31 protein-coding genes and 1 pseudogene are annotated in these 24,266 nt (G+C 34.1%); 23 read left to right on the plus strand and 9 right to left on the minus strand.

Annotated features, from left to right (window positions below; all coding sequences use genetic code 11):
- The first annotated feature begins 6 nt into the window (after window positions 1–6).
- From CAAU_RS05785 to CAAU_RS05795, 3 genes are all read left to right on the plus strand, one after another.
- Window positions 7–1,059 carry a LacI family DNA-binding transcriptional regulator gene (locus tag CAAU_RS05785; RefSeq protein WP_008908488.1) on the plus strand — a complete coding sequence of 351 codons (1,053 nt, stop codon included), beginning with the start codon at window positions 7–9 and terminating at the stop codon, window positions 1,057–1,059.
- Between the two features lie 144 nt (window positions 1,060–1,203).
- Window positions 1,204–1,428: a DUF1858 domain-containing protein gene (locus CAAU_RS05790; RefSeq protein ID WP_008908489.1), complete on the plus strand. Its 225-nt coding sequence runs from the start codon at window positions 1,204–1,206 to the stop codon at window positions 1,426–1,428.
- A gap of 12 nt (window positions 1,429–1,440) precedes the next feature.
- Window positions 1,441–1,779 carry a cupin domain-containing protein gene (locus tag CAAU_RS05795; protein ID WP_008908490.1) on the plus strand — a complete coding sequence of 113 codons (339 nt, stop codon included), beginning with the start codon at window positions 1,441–1,443 and terminating at the stop codon, window positions 1,777–1,779.
- 49 nt (window positions 1,780–1,828) lie between these two features.
- Here the strand turns inward: CAAU_RS05795 and CAAU_RS05800 are convergent, their stop codons facing one another.
- The gene (locus tag CAAU_RS05800) at window positions 1,829–2,158 is read right to left on the minus strand and encodes a hypothetical protein (RefSeq protein ID WP_008908491.1); all 330 of its coding nucleotides are present in this window, start codon (window positions 2,156–2,158) and stop codon (window positions 1,829–1,831) included.
- A gap of 138 nt (window positions 2,159–2,296) precedes the next feature.
- Between CAAU_RS05800 and CAAU_RS05805 the strand changes: the two genes are divergently transcribed.
- The gene (locus CAAU_RS05805) at window positions 2,297–3,796 is read left to right on the plus strand and encodes a carboxypeptidase M32 (protein WP_008908492.1); all 1,500 of its coding nucleotides are present in this window, start codon (window positions 2,297–2,299) and stop codon (window positions 3,794–3,796) included.
- A gap of 148 nt (window positions 3,797–3,944) precedes the next feature.
- The gene (locus CAAU_RS05810; RefSeq protein ID WP_008908493.1) at window positions 3,945–5,159 is read left to right on the plus strand and encodes a DUF438 domain-containing protein; all 1,215 of its coding nucleotides are present in this window, start codon (window positions 3,945–3,947) and stop codon (window positions 5,157–5,159) included.
- A gap of 22 nt (window positions 5,160–5,181) precedes the next feature.
- Here CAAU_RS05810 and CAAU_RS05815 read toward each other — a convergent pair.
- A pseudogene (locus CAAU_RS05815) lies at window positions 5,182–5,499 on the minus strand (solute carrier family 23 protein); the annotation flags it as partial.
- A 149-nt stretch (window positions 5,500–5,648) separates the two neighbouring features.
- Here CAAU_RS05815 and tnpA point away from each other — a divergent pair.
- Window positions 5,649–6,050, plus strand: coding sequence for an IS200/IS605 family transposase (gene tnpA, locus CAAU_RS05820; protein ID WP_008908495.1), 402 nt, complete (start codon window positions 5,649–5,651; stop codon window positions 6,048–6,050).
- 8 nt (window positions 6,051–6,058) lie between these two features.
- Window positions 6,059–7,162 carry an IS200/IS605 family element RNA-guided endonuclease TnpB gene (tnpB, locus tag CAAU_RS05825; protein WP_008908496.1) on the plus strand — a complete coding sequence of 368 codons (1,104 nt, stop codon included), beginning with the start codon at window positions 6,059–6,061 and terminating at the stop codon, window positions 7,160–7,162.
- 101 nt (window positions 7,163–7,263) lie between these two features.
- Here tnpB and CAAU_RS05830 read toward each other — a convergent pair whose 3' ends face one another.
- Both CAAU_RS05830 and speD read right to left on the minus strand, forming a co-directional pair.
- Window positions 7,264–8,259 carry a uracil-xanthine permease family protein gene (locus CAAU_RS05830; RefSeq protein ID WP_008908497.1) on the minus strand — a complete coding sequence of 332 codons (996 nt, stop codon included), beginning with the start codon at window positions 8,257–8,259 and terminating at the stop codon, window positions 7,264–7,266.
- Between the two features lie 193 nt (window positions 8,260–8,452).
- Entirely contained in the window at window positions 8,453–9,271 is an 819-nt protein-coding gene (speD, locus tag CAAU_RS05835) for an adenosylmethionine decarboxylase (RefSeq protein ID WP_008908498.1), read from the minus strand.
- 253 nt (window positions 9,272–9,524) lie between these two features.
- Here speD and CAAU_RS05840 point away from each other — a divergent pair, with 253 nt between their 5' ends.
- The 3 genes from CAAU_RS05840 (at window position 9,525) to CAAU_RS05845 (ending at window position 11,722) form a co-directional block, all read left to right on the plus strand.
- Window positions 9,525–9,791, plus strand: a complete 267-nt coding sequence (locus tag CAAU_RS05840) for a LysE family transporter (RefSeq protein ID WP_008908500.1) — start codon at window positions 9,525–9,527, stop codon at window positions 9,789–9,791.
- 95 nt (window positions 9,792–9,886) lie between these two features.
- Entirely contained in the window at window positions 9,887–10,048 is a 162-nt protein-coding gene (locus tag CAAU_RS14595) for a hypothetical protein (RefSeq protein ID WP_008908501.1), read from the plus strand.
- 27 nt (window positions 10,049–10,075) lie between these two features.
- A complete protein-coding gene (locus tag CAAU_RS05845; protein WP_008908502.1) occupies window positions 10,076–11,722 on the plus strand; it encodes a PucR family transcriptional regulator in 1,647 nt (548 codons plus the stop codon).
- A 7-nt stretch (window positions 11,723–11,729) separates the two neighbouring features.
- Here CAAU_RS05845 and CAAU_RS05850 read toward each other — a convergent pair whose 3' ends face one another.
- The 5 genes from CAAU_RS05850 to CAAU_RS05870 all read right to left on the minus strand — a co-directional run bounded on the left by CAAU_RS05850 (window position 11,730) and on the right by CAAU_RS05870 (window position 14,206).
- Complete coding sequence (locus CAAU_RS05850) at window positions 11,730–12,077, minus strand: hypothetical protein (protein WP_008908503.1); 348 nt, start codon at window positions 12,075–12,077, stop codon at window positions 11,730–11,732.
- Window positions 12,078–12,124: 47 nt separating this feature from the next.
- The gene (locus CAAU_RS05855) at window positions 12,125–12,439 is read right to left on the minus strand and encodes a hypothetical protein (protein ID WP_008908504.1); all 315 of its coding nucleotides are present in this window, start codon (window positions 12,437–12,439) and stop codon (window positions 12,125–12,127) included.
- A gap of 38 nt (window positions 12,440–12,477) precedes the next feature.
- Window positions 12,478–12,834: a hypothetical protein gene (locus CAAU_RS05860; protein ID WP_008908505.1), complete on the minus strand. Its 357-nt coding sequence runs from the start codon at window positions 12,832–12,834 to the stop codon at window positions 12,478–12,480.
- Window positions 12,835–12,870: 36 nt separating this feature from the next.
- Window positions 12,871–13,407 carry a hypothetical protein gene (locus tag CAAU_RS05865; protein ID WP_008908506.1) on the minus strand — a complete coding sequence of 179 codons (537 nt, stop codon included), beginning with the start codon at window positions 13,405–13,407 and terminating at the stop codon, window positions 12,871–12,873.
- Window positions 13,408–13,513: 106 nt separating this feature from the next.
- Window positions 13,514–14,206, minus strand: a complete 693-nt coding sequence (locus tag CAAU_RS05870; protein ID WP_008908507.1) for a cyclase family protein — start codon at window positions 14,204–14,206, stop codon at window positions 13,514–13,516.
- A 181-nt stretch (window positions 14,207–14,387) separates the two neighbouring features.
- On the opposite strand from CAAU_RS05870, the gene ftcD reads away from it, so the two are divergent.
- From ftcD to CAAU_RS05935, 13 genes are read left to right on the plus strand one after another with little or no spacing between them, the layout of a single operon-like run.
- Window positions 14,388–15,293: a glutamate formimidoyltransferase gene (gene ftcD / locus CAAU_RS05875; protein WP_008908508.1), complete on the plus strand. Its 906-nt coding sequence runs from the start codon at window positions 14,388–14,390 to the stop codon at window positions 15,291–15,293.
- A 13-nt stretch (window positions 15,294–15,306) separates the two neighbouring features.
- Complete coding sequence (gene allB / locus CAAU_RS05880; protein WP_008908509.1) at window positions 15,307–16,722, plus strand: allantoinase AllB; 1,416 nt, start codon at window positions 15,307–15,309, stop codon at window positions 16,720–16,722.
- 11 nt (window positions 16,723–16,733) lie between these two features.
- Window positions 16,734–17,345, plus strand: a complete 612-nt coding sequence (locus CAAU_RS05885) for a cysteine hydrolase family protein (RefSeq protein ID WP_008908510.1) — start codon at window positions 16,734–16,736, stop codon at window positions 17,343–17,345.
- Window positions 17,346–17,398: 53 nt separating this feature from the next.
- Window positions 17,399–17,962 (plus strand): UbiX family flavin prenyltransferase, encoded by a 564-nt coding sequence (locus CAAU_RS05890; protein WP_008908511.1) that lies wholly within the window; start codon window positions 17,399–17,401, stop codon window positions 17,960–17,962.
- The gene (locus tag CAAU_RS05895; protein ID WP_008908512.1) at window positions 17,955–19,259 is read left to right on the plus strand and encodes a UbiD family decarboxylase; all 1,305 of its coding nucleotides are present in this window, start codon (window positions 17,955–17,957) and stop codon (window positions 19,257–19,259) included. Before CAAU_RS05890 ends, CAAU_RS05895 begins: the two co-directional genes overlap by 8 nt.
- A gap of 13 nt (window positions 19,260–19,272) precedes the next feature.
- Entirely contained in the window at window positions 19,273–19,536 is a 264-nt protein-coding gene (locus CAAU_RS05900) for a BMC domain-containing protein (RefSeq protein ID WP_008908513.1), read from the plus strand.
- An 11-nt stretch (window positions 19,537–19,547) separates the two neighbouring features.
- Entirely contained in the window at window positions 19,548–19,769 is a 222-nt protein-coding gene (locus tag CAAU_RS05905) for a hypothetical protein (protein WP_008908514.1), read from the plus strand.
- A 15-nt stretch (window positions 19,770–19,784) separates the two neighbouring features.
- Window positions 19,785–20,093: a BMC domain-containing protein gene (locus tag CAAU_RS05910; RefSeq protein ID WP_008908515.1), complete on the plus strand. Its 309-nt coding sequence runs from the start codon at window positions 19,785–19,787 to the stop codon at window positions 20,091–20,093.
- Between the two features lie 12 nt (window positions 20,094–20,105).
- A complete protein-coding gene (gene pduA, locus CAAU_RS05915; protein ID WP_008908516.1) occupies window positions 20,106–20,384 on the plus strand; it encodes a propanediol utilization microcompartment protein PduA in 279 nt (92 codons plus the stop codon).
- A 49-nt stretch (window positions 20,385–20,433) separates the two neighbouring features.
- Window positions 20,434–20,745 carry a hypothetical protein gene (locus CAAU_RS05920; RefSeq protein WP_008908517.1) on the plus strand — a complete coding sequence of 104 codons (312 nt, stop codon included), beginning with the start codon at window positions 20,434–20,436 and terminating at the stop codon, window positions 20,743–20,745.
- Window positions 20,746–20,801: 56 nt separating this feature from the next.
- On the plus strand, window positions 20,802–21,071 hold the full coding sequence (locus CAAU_RS05925; RefSeq protein ID WP_008908518.1) for a EutN/CcmL family microcompartment protein: 270 nt from the start codon (window positions 20,802–20,804) through the stop codon (window positions 21,069–21,071).
- 12 nt (window positions 21,072–21,083) lie between these two features.
- Window positions 21,084–22,892, plus strand: coding sequence for an adenine deaminase (gene ade / locus CAAU_RS05930; protein WP_008908519.1), 1,809 nt, complete (start codon window positions 21,084–21,086; stop codon window positions 22,890–22,892).
- An 11-nt stretch (window positions 22,893–22,903) separates the two neighbouring features.
- Entirely contained in the window at window positions 22,904–24,241 is a 1,338-nt protein-coding gene (locus tag CAAU_RS05935) for an NCS2 family permease (protein WP_008908520.1), read from the plus strand.
- The last annotated feature ends 25 nt before the right edge of the window (window positions 24,242–24,266 follow it).

A 24,266-nucleotide genomic window follows, 5' to 3' on the forward strand; every position in this document is an offset into this window, starting at 1 on the left:
CGGCTATTGAATAAACTCAAAAAGAAAAAAGTAACGATGAAGGATATAGCTGAAAAGCTTAATATTTCAATAAATGCTGTATCACTTGCCCTGAATGACAAGGATGGGGTCAGCGAAAAAACTAAAGCAGAAGTGATTAGAATTGCTAATGAATTAGGATATTTAAAGGTCAGCAGTTCTAATAATAAAGATAAAAGCAAAAATATCTGTATATTAATAGAAAGCAGATATTTTAGGGATGTGTATTTTTATTCAAAGGTTATAATCGGAATAGAAAATGAGGCAAGAAAAAATGATTATGTTATTATAGTTAGCCTATTAGACAAGTATACTTTTGAGGTTCCTACTTGTATAACTAATAAAAAGGTGGATGGAATTTTAATTGTTGGGGCGATTAATGATAATTATCTGGAAAAAATATTGAAATATAATATTCCAGTTGTTTTAGTGGATCATGCATCCTTTAAATTGCCAACTGATGCAATTTTAACTCAGAATTTCTTTGGCTCCTATAAAGCGACTAATTATCTTCTTGAAAAAGGTCATAAGAAAATAGGTTTTTTTGGGGAGATTGATTTAACATTAAGTTTCAAGGAAAGATGGCTTGGCTATAGTGAATGCATGAGAAGGTTTTATAACTATGATGATAAAACAATAAATAAATTATTTAAATATTCTATAATCAAGGATGTAGAAAAATATGTATTTAAAAAGGATTATAAAAAAATTTCAGAAATGATTTTGTCTTTAGAGGAGTTGCCAACCGCATTTATATGTTCAAACGATGATGCTGCACTCACATTATTTAATTCTTTAAATAGCCTTGGTATTAGAGTCCCTGATGATATATCGATTATTGGATTTGATGATATAGAACTCTGTTCATTAGTAAATCCTAATCTTACAACGATGAGAATAGAAAAAGAGTTGATGGGGCAAAAGGCAGTAAAAAGACTGTTGTGGAGAATGGAAAACAGAAATGCTCATATTGAACATATTAAATTAGATGTTAAGCTTATAGAAAGAGGAACAGTAAAATCCCTTAATGATAGGTTATAAAATAATTTAAGTTTTTTAGGCACTTACTTTAGCTTAAAGTAGGTGCCTTTTGCATTTAAAAATTTTTGTTTTTGTGATTTAAATTACATTTTTATCCATAGAAAATGATATAATAAAATCAAAATTAAAAAAGTGGTGATGAAAATGAAAAGAATAGACTTTAAAAGGAACTTGAAAGATTTGGTTGAAGAATATCCCGAAATTGTTGGAATAATGCAAAGGCTTGGTTTTACTGAGATAGTAAAGCCAGGTATGTTAAACACAGTAGGTAGAGTAATGACAATACCTAAGGGAGCAATGCTAAGAGGGTTTGACATAGAAAAAATAAAAAATGAATTTATTAAAAATGGATTTGAAATAATAGAATAGGAGGGATTTTTAATGAGCGATCAATTTATAAAAAACATTGAGCATAAGGCAATACTTGAAATGGAAAGTCTTGTTCAATATCAAGAGGGGACGGTTGTTAGTAGAACCTTAGCTCAAAGCAAAGCCCACAGTGTTACTTTATTTGCCTTTGACAAGGGGGAGGAAATTTCAGCCCATTCTGCTCCGGGAGATGCCCTTGTATATGTTTTAGATGGTGAAGCAGAAATTATGATTGGAGATGAAAAGTTTTACTTAAAGAAGGGCCAAACAATAGTAATGCCAGCCAATATTCCCCATGCCCTCTTTGCAAAGGAAAGGTTTAAAATGCTTCTTATAGTGATTTTCCAATAATCATTTAAAAAAGGGTTGTTTCAAGATTTTGAGACAACCCTTTTAAAAATTATTTTGCAATTTTAAGCTTTAGTTTAAATAGGTCTTCTTCAGTTTGATGCTCTTTATGCTTAAGGAAAATTATATCTTCATTCATATTTTCCAGCTTCATATAAATTTCAGTATGTCTTGTAGCGTTTATGGCTTCTATATCATTAATTTTCTTTTCAATATTATCGAGTTTTTCAATGACTTTTGTAAGTTGAACTTCTACATTTTCTACTCTTTTCTCTAATTTTATTTGATTAACTTTAAGATCAGCGATGTCACTTTGCATTTGAGCTTGAACATTTTCTATTTTATCGAGTTTTTCTAATATCAAATTTAATATTTTTTCCATTAATCCTTCACCTCCAAAGAGCTATTTTTATTATACAATAAATATTCAATTTTAGAAATAAGCTTATTTCTTTCTTGACCTAGAAAATATTTACAGGCATAATTAAAATATATACTGTAAAATTTTAGGGGGGATAATGTGAGTGATTTAGATGCAAAAAAGCAGGAACTTAAAGAATATTTAACTAAGATTGAGTATCTCAATAGCCTATTAGGTCTTGTGCATTGGGATATGAGGGTAAACATTCCTCAAAATGCTGTCAATTATAGAGGAGAAGTTGCTGGATTTTTGGCAGGAGAGCATTATAAGCTCATTACATCGGACAAAGTTAAGGAATTTATAGAATATTTTTCAACATGTGAAAATCTTGATGAAATAACAAGTGCATCAATAAGAAAGTTAAAAAAAGAATACGACCAGACTATGAAAATCCCAGAAAAGCTTTATGTAGAGTTCGTAAATTTAGTATCAGTTGCAGAGAGCGTATGGGAGGAGGCAAAGAAAAAGGGAGATTTTAACCTTTTTAAGCCCTACCTTGAAAAGATAATAAATTACAACAAACAATTTGCTGAACTTTATGGATATAAGAAAAAAAGATACGATGCCCTTCTTGATAACTACGAAATGGGAATGACAGAAGAGGAGCTTGATAGGATATTTATGCCCCTTAAGGATGCCATAATAAATTTATTAAAGAAATTAAAGGAAGCCAACTATGAACCTAAAGACCATATATTAAAAGGACATTATCCGATAACTAAGCAAAGGGAATTTGCAAGGATAATAGCAGAAAAATTAGGATATGACTTATCCTCAGGTAGAATAGATGAAAGTGCACATCCTTTTACTATAGAATTAGGAGTAAATGATATAAGAATAACAACAAGATACGATGAAGAAAACTTTATAACAGGCCTTTTATCAAATATACATGAAATGGGACATGCAATATATGAACAAAATATATCTCAGGATTTAAAAGGAACACTTTTGATGACTGGAACCTCGATGGGTATCCACGAATCCCAATCAAGATTTTATGAAAACATAATAGGAAGGTCAAAGGAATTTTGGGAAAATATCTACCCTGATGTTACAAATTTTTTCCCAGAGCTAAAAAGGCTTTCTGTAGATGATATTTACGATGCAGTAAACTCCATAAAGCCATCCTTAATTAGGGTTGATGCTGATGAGATAACATATAGTTTGCATATAATTATAAGATATGAAATGGAAAAGCTTATGATGGACGAAGATATCGATGTTGATGAACTTCCAAAGATATGGAATCAAAAATATAAGGATTATCTTGGCGTTGAAGTGCAAAACTATAGTGAAGGAATATTGCAGGATGTTCACTGGTCAGGAGGGATGATAGGATATTTCCCATCCTATGCACTAGGAAACCTTTATGGTGCCCAAATATTAAATAAAATGCTTAAGGATATTCCAGATCTTTATGAAAGAATAGAAAACGGTGACTTTTTAAGCATAAAGTCATGGTTAAATCAAAATATTCACAGATATGGTTCTTTATACACACCATCAGAGCTTATAGAAAAGATAACAGGTGAAAAATTAAACCCAGAGTATTTTATAAAAAGGTGCGAGAAAATTGTAGAAGCAAAATTAAGATAATCTGCCCGCCTGGGCAGATTTTTTAAAATTTGGATAAAATAATAGTAGTGCTAATTAAAAATTTTTTAGTTTGTGACATATGTTACATATTGTTTTCTAATATATGGTTAAAATAAAAGTATAAAAATTCCAGAAAGGAAGGGTAATTATGAGCGAGGTAATAAACAACAGAGAATATAGACAAAAGGTGTTAAAGGAACTTATAATGGAGCTTCATGATGGTAAGCCCTTTGACGAAGTTAAATCTAAGTTTGAAAGGATTTTCTCAGGAGTTTCAGCAAAGGAAATTTCAGAACTAGAGCAGGCTCTTATAATGGAAGGTATGCCGGTAACAGAGGTTCAGAGGCTCTGCGATGTTCATGCAGCTATGTTTAAGGGGTCAATAGAGGAAATTCATAGGCCAACTGACCCCAAAGATATACCTGGGCACCCTGTTAATACCTTCTTTAATGAAAACAGAGCCATAGAAAAGCTTTTAGATAAAATTAGAAAAGAAATGGAGGATTTTAAGCACAATGATTCAAAGGAAAACGCACTAAAACTAGTAACTTTATTTAACGAGCTATGGGATATAGATAAGCACTATTCAAGAAAAGAAAATTTAATATTTCCATACCTTGAAAAATACGGGATAACTGCACCACCGAAAGTAATGTGGGGAGTCGATGATGAAATAAGGGATCTTATTAAAGAAAATAAAAAAATGCTTTTGAACTACAATGGCGAAAAGGATGAAATAATTAGTAAAATTGAAGAAACAATAAATAAAGTAGCAGAAATGATTTTCAAAGAAGAAAATATACTATTTCCAATGACTGTTGATACTTTTACAGAAGATGAATGGATTAAAATTATGCAAGAGTCTGATGAAATAGGATACTGCCTAGTAGAGCCAATAGCGAGATGGGTTCCAGAAAGGGTTAATGTTGTAAAGGAAGAAAAAGAAGATATTCAAAATGGATACATCAAATTTGAAACGGGATTTTTGAGCACAACAGAACTTTCAAATATATTAAACACTTTACCCTTTGATATAACTTTTATCGATAAAGATGATGTAGTTAAATACTTCTCTCAAGGGAAGGAAAGAATTTTTGCAAGGACAAAGGCTGTTATAGGGAGAAAGGTTCAAAACTGCCATCCACCTGCAAGCGTTCATATAGTTGAAAAAATGCTTAGCGATTTCAAATCGGGCAAAAAAGACCATGAAGATTTTTGGATAAGGATGGGGAATTTATATGTATATATTCGATACTTTGCAGTAAGGGATGAAAAGGGAGAGTATTTAGGGACATTAGAAGTTACACAAAATATCAAACCAATAAAGGAACTTGAGGGGGAAAAAAGATTATTAAGCGAATAAAAGGTTGCCCTGTGGCAACCTTTTATTCGTCCTTTAAAACTATGTTTAATAAGAAGGCTGTTATAGTTCCTGTGCTTATACCTGAGCCAAAGAACATCTTAAGGGCCTGTGGAAGATGGGATATAACGTCGGGCCTTACAGTAACACCAAGACCTAAACCTATGGAAACTGCAAGGATTAAAAGATTTCTTGTAGTTAGTTCACATCTTGAAAGGGTTTTAATTCCTGCAGCTGCTACCATTCCGAACATTACAATGCCTGCACCACCTAATACAGGGTTTGGCATTATTGCAATTAAGGCACCAATCTTTGGGAATATACCAAGTAGCATAAGAAGTATTGATTAAAAAAGCATCCGCACACTCGTGACTTTAGTCATGAGTAAGGACGCTTTAATAATGACATATGTTATTTGTGTATCATAACTTATATAAGTTAAAAGTTTGTTTTGTGTAACAACATATGTTATAATAACTATGAGGTGAAAATATGGCTAATGTTTATCATGGTAGAGGTTATGTATATTATATACAATATCATATAGTTTGGTGCGTTAAATATAGACATAAAATTATAACAGACAAAATAGAAAAAAGGTTAAAAGAAATACTTAATTATATAGCTGAAGATAATAAATTCAAAATACTTCTTATGAATACAGATTTAGATCATGTTCATTTATTAGTAGAATGTTCACCACAGCATTATATTCCCAATATGATAAAAGCTTTAAAAGGTGTTAGTGCAAGATTATTGTTAAAAGAGTTTCCAGAACTTAAACAAAAATTATGGGATGGACATTTGTGGAACCCATCATATTTTGTTGTAACTGTTAGTGAAAATACAAAAGAACAAATTAAACAATATATTTTATCTCAAAAAGAAAAGTAGGTGTAAATATGGAAAAAGCTTTTAAATTTAGGCTTTATCCTAATAAACAACAAATAGAGCTTATAAATAAAACCTTTGGTTGTGTTAGGTTTGTATATAACTATTATCTTGCAAAACGAGAAGAAATATATAAAACTCAAGGTATAACATTTAATTATAAGGATTGCTCTGCTGATTTAACTAAACTTAAACAAACTAATATATGGCTAAAAGAAGCAGATAAGTTTGCACTTCAAAATTCGCTCAAAGACTTAGACAAAGCATTTAAGAATTTTTTTGAAGGCAGAGCAAATTATCCAAAGTTTAAGTCAAAGAAATGTAAATACCAAAGCTATAGAACAACATTTACAAATAACAACATTGAAATTAAAGGAAACAAGATCAAACTACCCAAATTAGGCTGGGTAAAGTTTGTAAAATCAATGGAAGTAGAGGGTAAAATACTAAATGCAACTATAAGTAGAACTCCAACAGGGAAATATTTTGTTTCAATTTGCTGTAGGATAGAAAAAACTACAGAAAAGTCTAAAACTAACAAAGTAATAGGTATAGATTTAGGAGTAAAACATTTTCTGATAGATAGTGAAGGCAACAAAATATCCAATCCTAAATATCTTATAAAGTTAGAAAAAAGACTTATTAAGGAACAAAGGAAGCTTTCTAAAAAACAATTAGGCAGTAGTAACTATAAAAAACAAGCTAAGAAAGTAGCAAAAATACATGAGAAGATAAGAAACCAAAGGGAAGATTTTTTGCAAAAGCTGTCCTCTAAAATTATAAACGAAAACCAAGTTATAATTTTGGAGGACTTAAAGGTTAAAAATATGTTAAGAAATAACAAACTATCAAAGTCCATATCAGATGTAGCATGGTCAAAATTTGTAAATATGCTTGAATATAAAGCATTATGGTATGGAAGAACAATAGTAAAAGTAGATATGTTTTATCCATCAAGTCAAATATGTAGTGTATGTGGTTATAGAAATGAAGAAGTAAAATACTTAAACGTAAGGGAGTGGGAGTGTCCAATATGTAGGACAGTCCATGATAGAGATGTAAATGCAAGTAAAAATATATTAAAAGAAGGAAAGAGGATATTAGGCATAGCATAAGTAAAAACAGTAGGGTAGGGACTACCCGAATTAACGCCTGTGGAGATAGTAGGTTACGAGGTCGATGAAGCAGGAATCCCGCGACTTTAGTCGTGGGAGGTTCAAGCTACTATCATAACGTATCTGCTTGCAACCTTAGTAAGTGGGATTAACCCAACGTTTTGGCTAAAGGATGTATTTGGTCCGGCACCGAAAAATCCTGCAAGCAAACTTCCAACACCATCAGCTAAAATACCTGCAGAAACTTCTTCGCTTGATAGAGGTTTTTCGGAAGCTTCACCTATTGCAATTAGACAACCAACAGTTTCGATTGTTGTAACAAGATAGGGAGCTATAAAAGGTAACACTCCTACAAGGCTAAACTTTACTCCATATTTAAATATTCTTGGAAGTTCAATCCATTTTGCGTCTAAAACGGGCTTAAAATCTAAAATACCAAGGAAAGAGCAGATTATGTATCCAAAGAATATAGCAATTAAAACCGACGCGCTGCTTACTATTCCTTTACCATATTTGTTTAAGAAAAGGGCAATTAAAAGAACTATCATTGCAATTGATATGTTTTGAAGACTTCCATAATCAGGAGCGCCATATCCACCTGCTGCCCAGTCTATGGATACTGGTAAAAGGGTAAGTCCTATTAATGTAACAACAGTTCCTGTAACTACTGGTGGGAAGTATTTCATCAAAGGCTTAATGAATCTACTTAATATAATCTCTACAAAGGAACCTAAAATTGTTGCGCCAAAATAACCAGCAAGTCCCATGCTTTGACCTACTAAAATTCCAGCACTTACGAAGGAAAAGTCAGTTCCCATCATACAAGAAACCCTTGCACCACATTTTCCAATTCCTCTTGCTTGAATAAACGTTGCAAGACCTGCCATAAAAATTGCAGCACTAACAAGATAAGAAAGATCGTCGATTTTTACTCCAATTGCTTGTCCGACAATCAAAGGCACTGCAACAATTCCTCCAAAGGCAGCCAAGATGTGCTGAAGAGCAAGGACGATGCTTAAAGGTAGTGGTGGTCTGTCATCAACCTTATAAACTATTTCGTTTCTTTTGATTGTCGTTTGGTTAACAATCTCACCCATATAATACCCCCCTTATAAGTAAAAAATTTTCACTTAAAGTTTAAATGAAATTGTTTGTAATTTATTAACAAAAAAACTTGTCGTAAAATTTGTTATAAAGGATGAAAAGGAAAAAATAAAGGGAATTCAATATATTGAATGTGTTAAATATTTATAAAAAATTAACGGGCACAATATAAATAGTGCCCGTAGATTAAACGTTGTTTATGTTTATACCGTAGAATATTTCAGTCATCTCTCTATTTAATTTCTTAAGAATTTCTGATTTTTCTTCTTCTGATAAGCTGTTTTCATCAATATCGAATAGGTAATTTGAAAGGTCAAGGTTTTTAACCTTCATCTTTGTATGGAATATATTTGATTGATAAACGTTCATGTCGATAAGATCATATCTTCTTAAAATATCTTCTTCAATATAGTCTTGGATGGAGAAAATTTCGTGATCTATAAAATGTTTTCTACCATCGATGTCCCTTGTAAAACCCCTAACTCTATAATCAATGGTGATTATATCAGAATCAAAGCTTTTTATTAGATAATTTAATGCATTTAATGGGGATATTGTTCCACAAGTTGAAACATCTATATCCACTCTAAAGGTGCAAATATCTCTTTTTGGATGGCTCTCAGGGTAAGTATGAACAGTAACATGGCTCTTATCAAGATGAGCTACGATGTTTTCCCTTGTTGGAGTTAAAATACCCTTATTGCAGCTTGGATCAAGAACATATAGTGGAACTTCCTCTTCGGAAATAAGTATAGTAACACTTGCACCTTGAGGATCATAATCCTGCTTTGCGATATTTAAAACGTTTGCCCCTATCATTTCTGTAACGTCAGTTAAGATTTTTGTCAATCTTTCAGAGTTATATTGTTCATCAATATATTCGATGTATCTTTTTCTTTCGTCATCGTTTTTTGTATAGCAGACATCGTAAATATTAAAACTTAATGATTTTGTTAGGTTGTTAAAGCCGTATAGTTTTATTTTACCATTCTTTTCCTTTGCCAATTTCATCCCCTCGTTTTCAAAAATTTATTCGACGAAATTGATTATAAATCTTCTATTTTTTTTGTCAAGAATTATTTTTTACCTAAATAGTAAAATATATTATAATTATAATGAAAATAAAAATTAAAAGTAAGGAATGTGGTAAAATGCATCAGATTTTTAAGCTTATTACGACTATAATAACTGGATTTATAACGGGGATATTTTTTGCCCTACCTTTAGGCCCAGCTGGGCTTGAATCGATTAAACAAACATGAAAAAGGGAATAAAAGAAGGATTAAAAGTTGCCCTTGGCGCCGTAAGCGCGGATGCTTTAGATTTAATTTTAATAAATGTAGGGCTTTTTAGCCTTTTTAACGATAATAAAAGGTTAGAAGCAATGTTTTTTATAATATGCGGACTTTTAATTATAGTATTTGCAATTTTAGATTTTAAAAAAGCACCTAATAATAATTTTATAAAAAAATATGATTCAACGCCATTTTTAAAGGGATTTTTCCTTGCTTTTTCACTCCGATGACTCACTCCTTTTGGATAACTGTTAGCGGAACTATTATCCATAGATTTAGTGATAACTGACCATTTATATATTATTCCTTTTTGGCGTTTTTGATAATGGGTATGGCAGCATGGTTTATTGTTTTAAACATTTTAGCACTAAAGGGATTTAGAAGATTTATAGAAGGAAATGATAAAGGGACAGAAAAGGCCATGATAACTATTATGTTTATTATAGGAATTGAATTTTTACTTTATGGATTTTTATTTATTAATTAAATAGAGAAAATTTTTAGGGGGATGGGTATGGCAAGGCAAAATGGAATTACCATAGAGGATGTTTTAAAGATGGAATGTATGGAAAGAAGTAAAATAATCGCAGGGTTTGGAGGAATAAAAAATACAGTTTCAAGGGTAAATATAATGGCGGATCCAGATATTTTGAATTGGGTTAGCGAAGGAGAGCTTTTATTAACGACGGCATATGCATTAACAAATGATGTAGAATTTCAAAAAAAGTTTATATTATCCTGCAGCCAAAAGAAACTTTCAGGTCTTGGGATTAAAATTTATCCCTACATAGAAAAATTAGATGAATCTGTTATAGAGCTTGCAAATAGTATTTCGTTTCCTATAATAGATCTTTATTATGCAACTCCCTTTTCAGAAATAATCACTCCCATATTTAAAGAGATTTTCAACAAGCAGACGATACTCTTACAAAGGCTGGAAAATGTCCATGAGAGTATGATGAATATCATTCTAAAGGGAGGAAGTATTGAAGAGATTATAAACGTTGTATATGAAAACATAAAAAACCCCGTAATTCTTAAACTAAATTACCCAGAAAAAAGTATTTTAAAGCTTGATGGAGTTGAAGAGGATACAAAGGAGAAGCTAAAGAAAAATTTTGAAGAGTTTTACACCAAAAACAAAGGGATATTTGAAAAAAAATTCTATGAATCGGTAGAAAGAATTCAAGGGAAAAATGTTTCAAGAATGGTTATGCCTATTGTAGTTAAAAATACAATTTACGGCCATATTTTTTCCTGGGCAATGAATACTCCTCTTGGGGGATTTGACCTTTCGGTTTTGGAGATCGCTTCAACTACAATGGCTGTAGAAATATTAAAGCTTTTATCCTTGAGGGAGGCAGAAAATACTCATAAAATTGAATTTATTGAAGATCTCTGCTCTAATGACGAAAAAAGAAAGAAAAAAGCAGAAGGTAGCTTTAGCATTTACAATTTTAGTCTAGAAGATATGTTCTGCTATATAATAGTAAAAATAAAAAGAAGCTATAAAAAAGCTGATTTGAATTTATATAGTGACAATATTTATCTTTCGAACATATTAGAAGAAATACTATCAAAATTAAAGCTAAACGGTTTGGTGGTAGGACGAAAGGATCAAATCGATATATTGCTTTGCTTTAAAAGGGATGAGGATGTAAAAAGAAGAATAAATGTCTTCAAGGATGAAGTATTAGACCTTTTTAACAAAAAAATTTTTTTAGAATATAAAATAGGGGTTGGAAGATGTTTAAAGGGAATAGAAAATATTGAAAAGAGCTTTAAGGAAGCACAAAAATCTATTAGGGCGGTTGATATTTTAAACGACAGAAATATAGTTTTATATGATAATCTTGGGGTATATAAACTTCTTTGCAATGAAGAAATAAAAGATGAAATAATGGATTTTTACAGAAGCACAATAGAAGTTTTAGACGATTATGATATCAAAAAATCCACAGAATTTGTAAAGACTTTAAAGACATATTTTGAATGTAATGGAAATTTAAAAAGGATGTCAGAGGTTTTATATACGCATTATAATACTATACTTTACAGGCTTCAGAGGATAAAAGAAATTACAGGCCTTGATGTTGAAAAGGAAAACGATAGACTTTGCCTGCATTTAGCACTTAAAATAAGAGATGTCATTAAAAATTAAAAAGTGATTAGCAGCAATAAAAGATTCTTCTAAGAATGAACAAAAATATTAAAACTGAAAGAATTCTCTCTAAATCAACCCTTCTTTTGCATGGCTTTTTATTAGAAATTATGCTAAAGCAGCTTAGGGATTTTATTAAATCGGCCATTGCCTTTTCCTTGCAGGCATAGGCATTTACTAATTGTTTTGTCAGTAAAACCCTTTTTTCGATGGGATAAACATTTTTTAACTCATCTGAAATATTGCAAAAAAGACAGCTAAGGCATTCAGCTATCTCAGCCTCAGAATTTAAAATGCTCTCTACAGACTCATTTATTTTACATTCCTTCGATTCAAAAGGATAATCCATTCCCATATTAATAACTCCCTTTAATTGATTATGTAGGCTGCCCTCATGGGCAGCTAATTTTTACACTTTAGACACTCACATACCTTATTGGGACTTACTCCTAAATCAACTGCTTCCTTTTTAGCGACAGCTTTAATTATATCGGCAATAGCCTTTTCCTTTACGGTATAACCGCAGAGAATAGACTTTAACAAGGAAAGTTGTTCTTTGATTTGATTTATATCATCAGGATCTGTAACTGTCTTCTCAAGGGACGGTTTTAAAACATTACAAAATAGCCAAGCAAGTCCCTTAAGCTCATTGGCGATTGCAGCCATTATAACCTCCATTGACTCAAGTTCTAGATTGTTTGGTTCTATTGCAGGCATATTATTCCCTCCATTTTATAAAATTTAGCTATCCAAAATTAACAGCAGCATTTTTCCCTTTCATCCGGCACTAGTCCCTTTACCAAACCAAGCTTACATGCAAGGGCATTTACTATCTCAGCTATTGCAAATTCTTTGCAGGCATAAGCTAAAAGTATTTTCTTGATTAAAGATGCAATTTCAGAAGTTAATGGCAAAACATTATTATAGTCATCAGTTAGTAGCTTATAAATGTTAAAAAGCAAAGATGGTGAGCTTGGGGTAGGATCTTCCGAGGATGTCGGTTTATATAAAAGGTTACTTAAACAAGTTAAAATATCAGATTCAGCTTCAGCAATAGCATCGATGCTTTCAAATTGAGTTAATATTTCATTTGGAATACTATTTTGGGACATACATATTCCTCCTTATTATTATTTTATTTAGATCTATTAGCTTTGGCATACCTTTTTTATAAGAACGGATGCATTAACACTCTGTGGTTCATTTTGTTGAGTTTTATCCAATGTAACGTCTTTTAAAACAAATATTCTTAAAATTGTATTAGGTGCTGTAATTTCAATTAAGGCCTGACCATATATAAATTGGCTGGCTGCATTGTTTTTGTAGGTATATTGAGGTAAAACGGGTTGAGGAGTGTTATTAACTACAAGCTGTAATCCAACGATGGATCTGCTTTGGCAATTTAAATAAAATGTCACCTTATAAAGTCCAGGAGAACTTATCGTTATATCTGTAGGTGAAGAAGCTTGAAAGCCTATTCCACCCCTTAAAACTGCTCCTTGAAACTCAATAGCTGAACCTTCATCAAAATCAACAAAATCGCTTCCCTCTAGCCTATAAATATATCCCGCATCACAAGTAGGAACTTGCCCATTCCCATTTCCATTTTCAATTTCTTCCTCTTTGCAAAGCCATTTAAAACACCAGTCAAAGTAATTATCACCCATACACTTATTACATGTCATAATTTTCCCTCCAATTGAAAAAATTTTACTAACCTACTATTACATTATGTAATACTTCTACTTATTGCTACATAAACCAACAAAAAAAGAAACCCTAATGGGTTTCCTATTCTTCTAAAAGTGCTATTGCCCTTATTGGTGATCCAGAACCGTCCCTTATTTTAAGTGGAAGACCAAAGTATAAAAATCTTTTGTTAACAACTTTATCAAGATTACAAAGGTTTTCTGTATTGGTTATATTATATTCTCCGCATACAAGGTGGCCTGAAAAATCTAAATCATCAGGGTGATCTATTGATGGGGAATCAACTCCTATGTTTACAACTCCAAGTTCAGCAAGGTATTTTGCAGCATCGTAGCTAAGGCCTGTATATTCAGTCTGCCACTTTTCTGTTCCAAAGTTCCTATCATAATGTCCTGTATATAAAAGAACAATATCTCCACGTTTGATTTCCTGTCCTGAATTTTTTATTGCCATTTGAAGGTCTTTAACTTCTATGTATCTTGATGCAGGAACAAAGGATACGTCTATACAAACGGCACTACCAAAGAAATACTCAAGTGGCATCTTTTCAATCGTTGCTCCTGTAGGTTTATATTCCCAAACGGCGTCGCAGTGGGTTCCGCCATGCTCGCTTATAAGTAAATTTCTTGCCGAAAAACCTAATGTTTTGCTTCCTGTCTCTTTCATATTCTCTTCATGTGTCATATTAACCATTATAAATGTCTTTTGATGCATTGGGAATACTGACATGCCTTGATATATCTCCTGAGATAAATCTATTACTTTAAACGGCAATAAAAACACCCCCCAAAAATGAATTTAATTTTAATTATACTCCTTTCAATTATAAATATTACACAAAAATACAAGAAGAAATTTGTAAAAATCGACAAGGATATTATAAAAACTATATAAAGGTTTTTGATAATATTTGTTGAAAACTTTAATAAACATGTATTTTGAAGGGGGGATCGAATTGGCTGAAAAGAAATATGTATTAGCCGTTCCAAACTTTAGTGAAGGAAGAAGAAAGGAAGTTATTGAAGCAATCGTTGATCAAGTAAGGAATGTTGAGGGTGTAAAGCTTATAAGCTACGAACCTGAATATGACTTTAACAGAACTGTTGTTACTGTAATAGGGGAGCCAGAGCCTTTAAAGGAAGCGCTACTTAATATGGCAGGAAAGGCTTATGAGCTTATTAATATGGAAGAGCAGCAGGGAACACACCCAAGGATAGGCGCTCAGGATACAATTCCTCTTTTCCCATTTAGAAATATCACTATTGAAGAGGTTATTCAACTTGCAGAAGAAATAGGAAAGGAAATCTATGAAAGATATAAAGTTCCTGTTTACTTTTCAGGGAAAAATGCAAGAAATGAATTTAGAAAATCAATATCAAATATAAGGGAAGGACAATACGAAGGGTTAAAGAAGGTTGCCCATACAGAGGAAAGACGACCAGATATTGGACCTGCAGCCCTCCATCCTACAGCTGGTGCAACAATAGTAAGCGCTGACTATGAAGGATTAACTGCATATAACGTATTCCTTGCAACTGAAGATTTAGATATCGCAAAGAAAATAGCAAAGGCAGTAAGAGGACCAAGCGGTGGGTTCTCAACTGTTAGGGCAGTTGGAATCAAATTCCCAGAAAGAAGCGGTGTTGTTGTTTCAATGAATATGTTTGACTGCGGTTTAACTCCACTTTATAGGGCATATAACTTTATAAAGTCAGAGGCTGCAAGATATGGAGTGCAGGTTACCGGTTCAGAAATAGTAGGACCAGTTAAGCTTGATTATCTTTTAAATTCCCTTGAATATTTCTTAGGCCTTGAAAACTTTAGAAAGGAACAAATTATTGAATATCATTTAATGGATTAAAGGGGGATAAATTATGAGGTATGATGTAATTGTTAAAAACGCAAGAATTCCAAAGGGGGATGACACAGTTTTAACTAACATCCTTGTAAAGGATGAAAAGATTGCAGGATTTATCGACAATTTAGAAGGTATCGAAGCAGATACTATAATCGATGCAGAAGGCCATTTAACTTTACCAGGGTGTATAGATTCCCATACCCACTATATGGACCCAGGATTTACCCATAGAGAAAACTTCCTAACAGGAACAAGCGGTGCGGCAGTTGGTGGAGTTACAACTATAATCGATATGCCATGCTGTTCAGTTCCATCAGTAAGAGGAGTTGCAGAACTTCATAACAAGATAAACGCAATAAAGGATAAGGCTATAGTTGACTATGCTATGTGGGGTGGAGTTACAGGAGAGGACGTTAGAAATAAGAAGCTAAACATAGTTGAAGAACAGGCAGCTGAGGGTGTTGTAGCATTTAAGATTTATATGACTCCATCAGTTCCAACATATCCAAGGGTTACTGATCCAGAGATGCTTGAAATATTTAGAGCCGTTGCAAAGACAGGCCTTCCAGTTGGAGTTCATGCTGAAAACTTTGCAATCTGCGATTACATGGTTAAAAAATTCCAGGAAGAAGGAAGAATGGATGGTCCAGCTTGGGCAGAGGCAAGAATGGAACTTGCTGAAAAAGTTGCAATTCAGCTTTGTATAAGCTATGCAGAGGAAACAGGAGCAAGATTCCACGTGGTTCATATGTCAACAGGAATAGGAGCAAAACTTGTTAAGGAAGCAAAGATGAAGGGACTTGATGTTACATCAGAAACTTGCCCACATTACCTTACATTAAACTATCAAGAGCACATGACTAAGTTTAAGCAGTTTGTAAAAATAGCACCTCCAATAAGAACAAAGAAGGACAACGAAGAATTATGGCAAGGTCTTCAAGATGGCAGCGTTGACTTTATTGCAACAGACCACGCACCTTACGAAATTCCAACTGAAAAGGATGCTCCAGGCATGACAATTTGGACTGCATTCCCAGGAATTCCAGGAACAGAGACTATGGTTCCAATTATAGTTAGCGAAGGATATAACAAGGGAAGAATATCCCTTTCAAGATTGGTTGAGATATTATCAACTAATGCAGCAAAGCACTATGGACTCTATCCAAAGAAGGGTACTTTAATGATCGGTTCAGATGCTGACTTTACAATTATTGACCTTAACAAAGAATGGGTAATTGAAAAGGAAAAGATGCAATGTCTCAATAAATACACTCCATTTGACGGAATGAAATTGAAGGGTAAAGTCGTAAAGACAATAGTTCGTGGAACATTAGTTTATGATGATGAAAAGGGTATAGTTGGAAAGCCAGGATATGGTCAATGGATAAAGAGACAAAGTATTCAAAAGCTTGATAGGGTTATTAAATTTTAAGGGGGATTAATATGCCAAGACATGCGATTTTGGTTATAGATATGTTAAATGACTTCGTTGGTGAAAAGGCAACTTTAAGATGCCCAGGTGCAGACCTTATAGTGCCTAATCTTCAAAAGCTCTTTAAGTGGGTTAGAGAAAGAAGGGCAAACGGAAAGGATGAAGTTCAGATAGTTCATATTCAAGAAGCCCACAGAAAGAACGATGCAGATTTTAGGGTAAGACCTGTTCATGCTGTTAAGGGAACTTGGGGTTCAGATTTTATCGACGAATTAAAGCCAGAGGGAGATGAATATATAGTTCAAAAGAGAAGACATTCAGGATTTGCCTACACAGATCTTGATTTATACTTAAGGGAAGAAAACATTGACACTGTTGTTTTAACAGGAGTTTGGACAAATGTGTGCGTAAGAAGCACAGCATCAGATGCTATCCATCGTGCATACAAAGTTATTGTTTTATCAGATGGAACCCAATCAAAAACTCAAGAAATGCATGAATCAGGACTTAGGGATCTTAGCCTCTTCTCAAAAATAATGACAATTGATGAATATATCGATGCATGGGAAAAGGGCATAGACCCATGGACAGGTGCTGGAGATAGGGAAAATAAAGTTGAATAATGGGGCAGGGCAATCTGCCCCTTTGTCCAATATTTAAGTAAAGAGTGGTGCTTATGAGGCTTATAGTTGGTATTTCAGGTGGAAGCTGTGCAATATATGGAGTAGGTCTTTTAAAGGTTTTAAAGGAGCTAAACATCGAAACCCACCTTGTGGTTTCCACGATGGGAGAATATGTTTTAGAACATGAGTGCGGATATAAATTAGAAGATGTAAGAAAGCTTGCAAGCTACTCATATGATAACAAGGATTTAGGGGCAGCAATTGCCAGCGGTTCCTTTAAAACTGATGGAATGGTTATTGTGCCATGTTCTATGAAGACTTTAGCAGCGGTTGCAAATGGATATTCAGAGAGTCTTTTAACAAGGGCTGCTGATGTTTGTATAAAAGAAGGAAGAAAATTAATCCTTGTTCCAAGGGAAACACCCTTGAGCCCTATTCATCTTGAAAATATGTTAAAGCTTTCAAGAATAGGAGTTAAAATAATGCCTGCCTCTCCAGCCTTTTATAATAATCCAAAATCCATTAGCGACCTTGTTGCCTTTATGGTTGGAAGGATACTCGATCAATTAGACATAGAGCATAGCCTCTTTATAAGATGGGGTGAACAAAATGGATAGGCAGATGTTAAGATACGAACTTAATAAAATAAAACAAATGGGACTTTTGATGGAAGTAAATAATGAAGTGGATCCCAAGTTTGAGCTTGGAAGTATACTTAAAAAATATAAAAACAGAAGGCCTATTATATTTAACAAGGTAAAGGGTTATAGGATGCCTGTATGCGGAGCCCTTTATACCGACAGAGAAGTTTTATATAAGCTCATAGGAATAAGACATGAAGAAAGAATTTTTAAACTAATGGAGGCAATAGCAAACCCAAAGCCTGTTAAGCTTTTAAACTACGGGCCTGTTATGGAAAACATAATTACAGGGAATGTGAATGTAAGAACACTTCCTAATCCATATTTTCATGAAAAGGATTCATCTACATACATAACGGCTGGTATGTTAGTTGTAAAGGACATAAAGACCGGAAAAAGATATACATCAATTAGAAGGTTCCAAGTGATAGACAAAAATAAAATAAGTGCCCTTATAGCATCCCCTTATCTTACAAATCAGTTTTTAGAAATGGAAAAACAGAATAAGCCATTAGAGGTTGCTATTGTTTTAGGATATGATGTTCCGTTTTTACTTGCATCACAGGTTAGTAGCGAACTTTATGGAGTTGATAAATACGAAATCGATAGTGCAATAAGGGGAGAAGCGCTAGAAGTTGTAAAATGTAAAACTGTCGATTTAGAAGTTCCAGCCCATTCTGAAATAGTCCTAGAAGGAATTATGGTTCCAAATAGGAGGGAAAAGGAAGGCCCCTTTGGGGAGCTTATGGGATATTATGGACAGCAGGGGATACATCCAATAATAGAGATTAAAGCTATAATGCACAGGAATAACCCAATTTATCAGACAGCCTTCCCATGTAGAGAGGAACATCTTGCAAATGGCCTTTTAAGGGAAGTTGAGCTTTATTATTCCTTAAAAAGGCTTGTGGATGTTAAGGATGTTCATGTTACACTAGCTGGAGGTTATAGATTCCATGCAGTAGCCTCCATAAAGAAAAAACAAGAGGGGGATGGAAAAACTGCAATAATTGGAGCCTTAAGCAGCATAAAGGATTTAAAGCATGTTGTTATCGTTGATGATGATATAGATATATTCGACATGGAGGATGTTGAGCTTGCAATTGCAACAAGATTTCAGGCGTCAAAGGATCTTGTTGTGATTCAGGATGCCTGTGGAACAACATTGGATCCATCCCATACATTAAGGGGAGTTACAGATAAGTTAGGCCTTGATGCGACAAAGCCCCTTAACAATGAAAGATTTGAAAGATGCAAAATTCCAAAAGTTTAGTTGAGGTGATAGGATGAGGGAAGCTATAGGTATTGTTGAAACCAGAGGTCTTGTTGCTGCTATTCAAGCTGCCGATACGATGGTTAAAACTGCAAATGTCAAAATAATGAACTATCAAGTAGTAGGTTCAGGTTTAGTTTCAATAACGGTAAGTGGAGAAGTTGCAGCTGTTAAAGCGGCTGTTGAAAACGGCAAAAAAGTTGCAGAAGAGATCTCTGAGGTTATTTCCTTCAATGTAATTCCAAGACCCCATGATGAAGTGGATAGGATGTTTTAAGGGGTGATTAAATGCTAAATAGGGTTGCCTTTAACAACTTTATTAAAAAAACATTGGCAGATAAAAATTTAGAAATTTCAGAAAAAAGGGCAGGAAATTTAGGGGAAAAGGAAGAAAGAATATTAAAAGAAATTTTATATAACAATGGATTCAGCACTAATACAGCAAAGGAATTAAAGGTATCGTCCCATGGTTACATAACGATCGATGACCTTGAGAAGCTACTAAAGTGATGAGGGGGTGTAGCATTGAGAAGGGCACTAGGAATTGTGGAAACTGTAGGATTTAGTGCAGCTGTTGCTGCAATGGATGCAGCAGCAAAGGCTGCAGATGTTAATCTTGTGGGAATGGATAGAGTCATTGGTGTAAACAAAGCCGTTGGAGTTTCAATTCATTTTGAAGGGGAAGTAGCAGCAGTTCAGGCTGCTGTAGACGCTGCGGTAGAGGCAGCAAATAGAGTTGGAAAAGTTGCATATTATAAGGTTATTCCAAGACCTCATGAGGAACTTGACAAGATATTAAATGAGCTAAAGAAAAACATAAAAAATATTGAATAGGAGGTAAGTTTTATGGGTCAAGCTTTAGGTTTAGTTGAAACTAAGGGATTAACAGCAGCAATCGAGGCTGCAGATGCTATGGTAAAGGCTGCAAATGTTACTTTAGTAGGATATGAAAAGATAGGATTTGGACTTGTTACTGTAATGGTAAGAGGAGACGTTGGTGCGGTTAAGGCTGCCGTTGACGCTGGTGCTGAGGCTGCAAGACAAGTTGGAGAACTTCATGCTGTTCATGTAATACCAAGACCACACGCAGAAGTTGAAAGGGTTATCCTAAAGAGTGAACAATAGGGACGGTTCTCAATTTTTTCAACTTTGAAAAAATTTAAGGGTGAATATGATGGATAAAAAGGATTTTGCAGATGCCATCCTAAAGGATCTGACGGATAGGTTAAAGGGCAAAAAAGAGGGGAGCAAAAAGGTAGCTTATGTTACTTTAGAAAGCTTTTTAAATCAAGATAAAGACAAAAAAACAGAAACCGCAACAGAACGAAAGTTAAATCATCATAATGGTAAAAGAGTTGTTTTAACTGAAAATGATATTTTAAACATGAATGTTGAAAAGCTCCTTTTGCCACATGACGCGATTCTCACTCCCCTTGCAAAGGATGCTGCAAGGAAAAAGGGAATCATTATAGTCAAAGAAAATTAAACTTTGACTATATTCCTTACAAATCTTTTCTGCAGCAGTATAAGGAGGTTAAATATATGAACCTTGGAAAGGTCATCGGAACAGTTGTAGCAACAAGAAAAGACGAAAGATTAACCGGTTGCAAGCTTCTTATAACGCAGCCGGTTGATTACAAATATAAACCCTTTGGAAACCCATTTATCGCAGTAGATACAGTAGGTGCAGGAATAGGTGAAATTGTAATCTATACAACATCAGGAACAGCAGCTAGACTTGCAGCAAGAAGGATGGAGGCTCCAATCGATATTGCCATCGTAGGAATAGTAGATAGGGTTGACATAGGATAAGGAGGTGGCATATTGAAACTTGAAAACGTTAAAAGGGCAATAGAATATAGACAGCTTATTGATATCCTAATGGGGAATGGGCATGCAGATATAGTCTTACATAGAGGAAAGGTTATTAATGTAGTTTCAGGGGAAATTTACGAAGCTGATGTTGCAATAAAGGGAAAATATATTTTAATGGTTGGGGACGCTGATAAGCTAATAGGAGATAATACTTTAGTGATTGATGTTAAGGGGAAATACATATCGCCTGGCTTTATTGACTCCCACATGCACTTTGAGAGCAGCATGCTAACAATAACGGAATTTTCAAGACTTTCAATTCCATCTGGAACAACAACCTTAGTAGCAGATCCCCACGAAATAGGAAATGCATTAGGCCCTATAGGCATTAAGGCTATGGCAGATGAAATATCTAACGTTCCAAATCATGTCCATCTTGTTATTCCATCTTTAACTCCTGATTGTCCTAAACTTGAAACTGCAGGATACGACATAACATCAAAGGACATGGAGGACCTTTTAAACTATAAAAACATAATTGGAATAGGAGAACTTCAGGGATTTAGCAATGCAAAACATGTTTATAGAAATACACCGGAGATTATTGATGACCTTTTAGCTTCAACTACATATGCCAAATCAATAGGCAAGATCGTAGATGGAAATGCGCCAGAGCTTTTTGGCTCTGAACTTGCTGCCCACATAATAGCAACAGGAACAAGATGTTCCTGCCATGAAACAACAACAAAGGAAGAGTGCATTGAAAAGCTAAGACAGGGTGTATATGTATTTATGAGGGAAGGCTCAACCCAAAAGAACATGGCAGAATGTATAAGGGCATATACCGAGGAAAATTTAGATACAAGAAGACTAATCCTTGCAACTGATGATATGGTTGCAGCAGATTTAGAAACTCTAGGCCATATGAATGAAATTATAAGAAGAACTATTAAAGAGGGCGTTGAACCTGTTAAAGCTATTCAGATGGCAACTATTAATCCTTCAGAATATTTTGGTTTTAAAGATAGAGGTGCACTTTTACCAGGATATCTTGCTGATATTGCGATTATTGACGATTTAGAAAGCATGAGGGTTGAGGCGGTATTTATAGAAGGAAAGCTTGTTGCTGTTAAGGGAAGACTAATTATTGATCTTCCAAAATATACATATCCAGATGAAGTAAAAAGATCAGTTAAATGTTCAAAGGTGACCGAAGAAGATATTGCAATAAAGAGCAATAAATCTTACGAAAAGGTAAGATGCATTGGCCTTATTCCAGATCAAAATTTAACAGATACCTTTGAAGAAGAATTAAGGGTAAACGGAGGCATAGTTTTACCGGATACATCAAAAGATGCATTAGAAATAGTTTGCATTGAAAGATACGGAAGAACTAATGGGATAGGTAAGGCCTTTGTTAAAGGCTTTGGACTAAAAGAGGGTGCCTTTGCAGAGAGCGTCTCCCATGATGCCCACAATATTATCGCCGTTGGCTGCAATATTAAAGATATAGTAATTGCAGTAAATAGAGTAATTGAAATGGGGGGTGGTATTGCAATATCAAGTAGAGGAAAAATTTTAGAAGAGCTAAGACTTCCAGTTGGTGGGCTAATCACAGACGAACTTGACGGACATGAGGTGGCAGTTAAGATTAAAAAATTAGAAGACATCACAAGAAACGTCTTAGGATGCAAAGTTCATGCACCATTTATGCATCTTTCATTCTTGGCTTTAACCACAAGTCCAAAATGGAAGATTACCGATAAAGGTCTTATCGACGTAAATAATTTTAAAATTTTAAGTCCAATAATTGAATAGGGGGGGTTTTTGTGTCAACCAAGCCTGAAACAGTAAAAAATAATTCGGCATTTTCAGCTTGGGCAGAAAGGATATTTAAGCTAAAGGAACATAAGACCGATGTTAGAACAGAAATCATCGCAGGATTTACTACATTTATGACAATGGCTTACATCTTAATAGTTAACCCACAGATACTTAGCAATACAGGAATGGATAAGGGGGCTTTATTTACAGCAACAGCTCTTTCAGCTGCAGTTGCAACTTTAGTTATGGCCTTCCATGCAAACTATCCTTTTGCACTTGCACCAGGAATGGGACTTAATGCCTTTTTTGCGTTTACAGTAGTTCTTGGAATGAAATATTCATGGGAGGTTGCCCTCGCAGCAATCCTCATAGAAGGTATTATATTTATAATACTTTCAGTAACACCTGTTCGTGAAGCAATAGTTAATGCTATACCACTTTCAATTAAGCATGCAGTTAGCGTTGGTATAGGACTTTTTATAGCCTTCATAGGTGCAAGAAGTGCGAGACTTGTTGTTAACTCAGAAGCAACAGGAGTTACATTAGGAAACTTAAAGAGTCCAGAAGTTATTTTAACTATTATAGGTTTGATAATAACTGGGTATCTTCTTGCAAAGGGAGTTAAGGGAGCACTTTTAATTGGTATTTTGATTACAACAGTTTTAGGAATTCCTCTAAAGGTTACTCCAATGCCATCATCAATAATTAGTGCACCACCATCACTTTCACCAATATTATTTAAGTTTGACTTTAGTAAGGTCTTTGCTGGTGAATTCTTAGTTGTAATGTTTACATTCTTATTTGTTGATATGTTTGATACAGTTGGGACATTAGTTGGGGTTGCATCAAAGGCTGACATGCTCGATAAAGATGGAAAACTTCCAAGAGCAAAACAAGCTCTTTTAGCAGATGCGATAGGAACAACATTTGGTGCAATAGTTGGAACAAGCACAGTTACAACCTACGTTGAAAGTGCAGCAGGTGTTGCAGAAGGTGGAAGAACTGGTCTTACAGCATTAACAGTTGCAGTTTTATTACTTTTATCATTATTGTTTGCACCAATACTTACAATAGTTCCAGCTGCAGCTACAGCACCAGCTTTAATAATCATCGGTTTATTCATGTTATCACCTATATTTAAGATCAACTTTGAAGATTATACAGAGGCAATTCCAGCCTTCTTGACAATAATAATGATGCCATTTACTTACAGCATCGCAGAAGGCTTAGTATTTGGTATAGTATCATACGTTGTATTAAAGCTCATATCAGGAAAGACAAAGGATATTTCCGTTACGATGTATATATTGGCTATCCTATTCATATTAAAGAGTATTCTATAATCAGGATGAGGCCTCGGCCTCATCC

This window comes from Caloramator australicus RC3, assembly GCF_000297115.1.
Classification (GTDB): domain Bacteria; phylum Bacillota; class Clostridia; order Clostridiales; family Caloramatoraceae; genus Caloramator; species Caloramator australicus.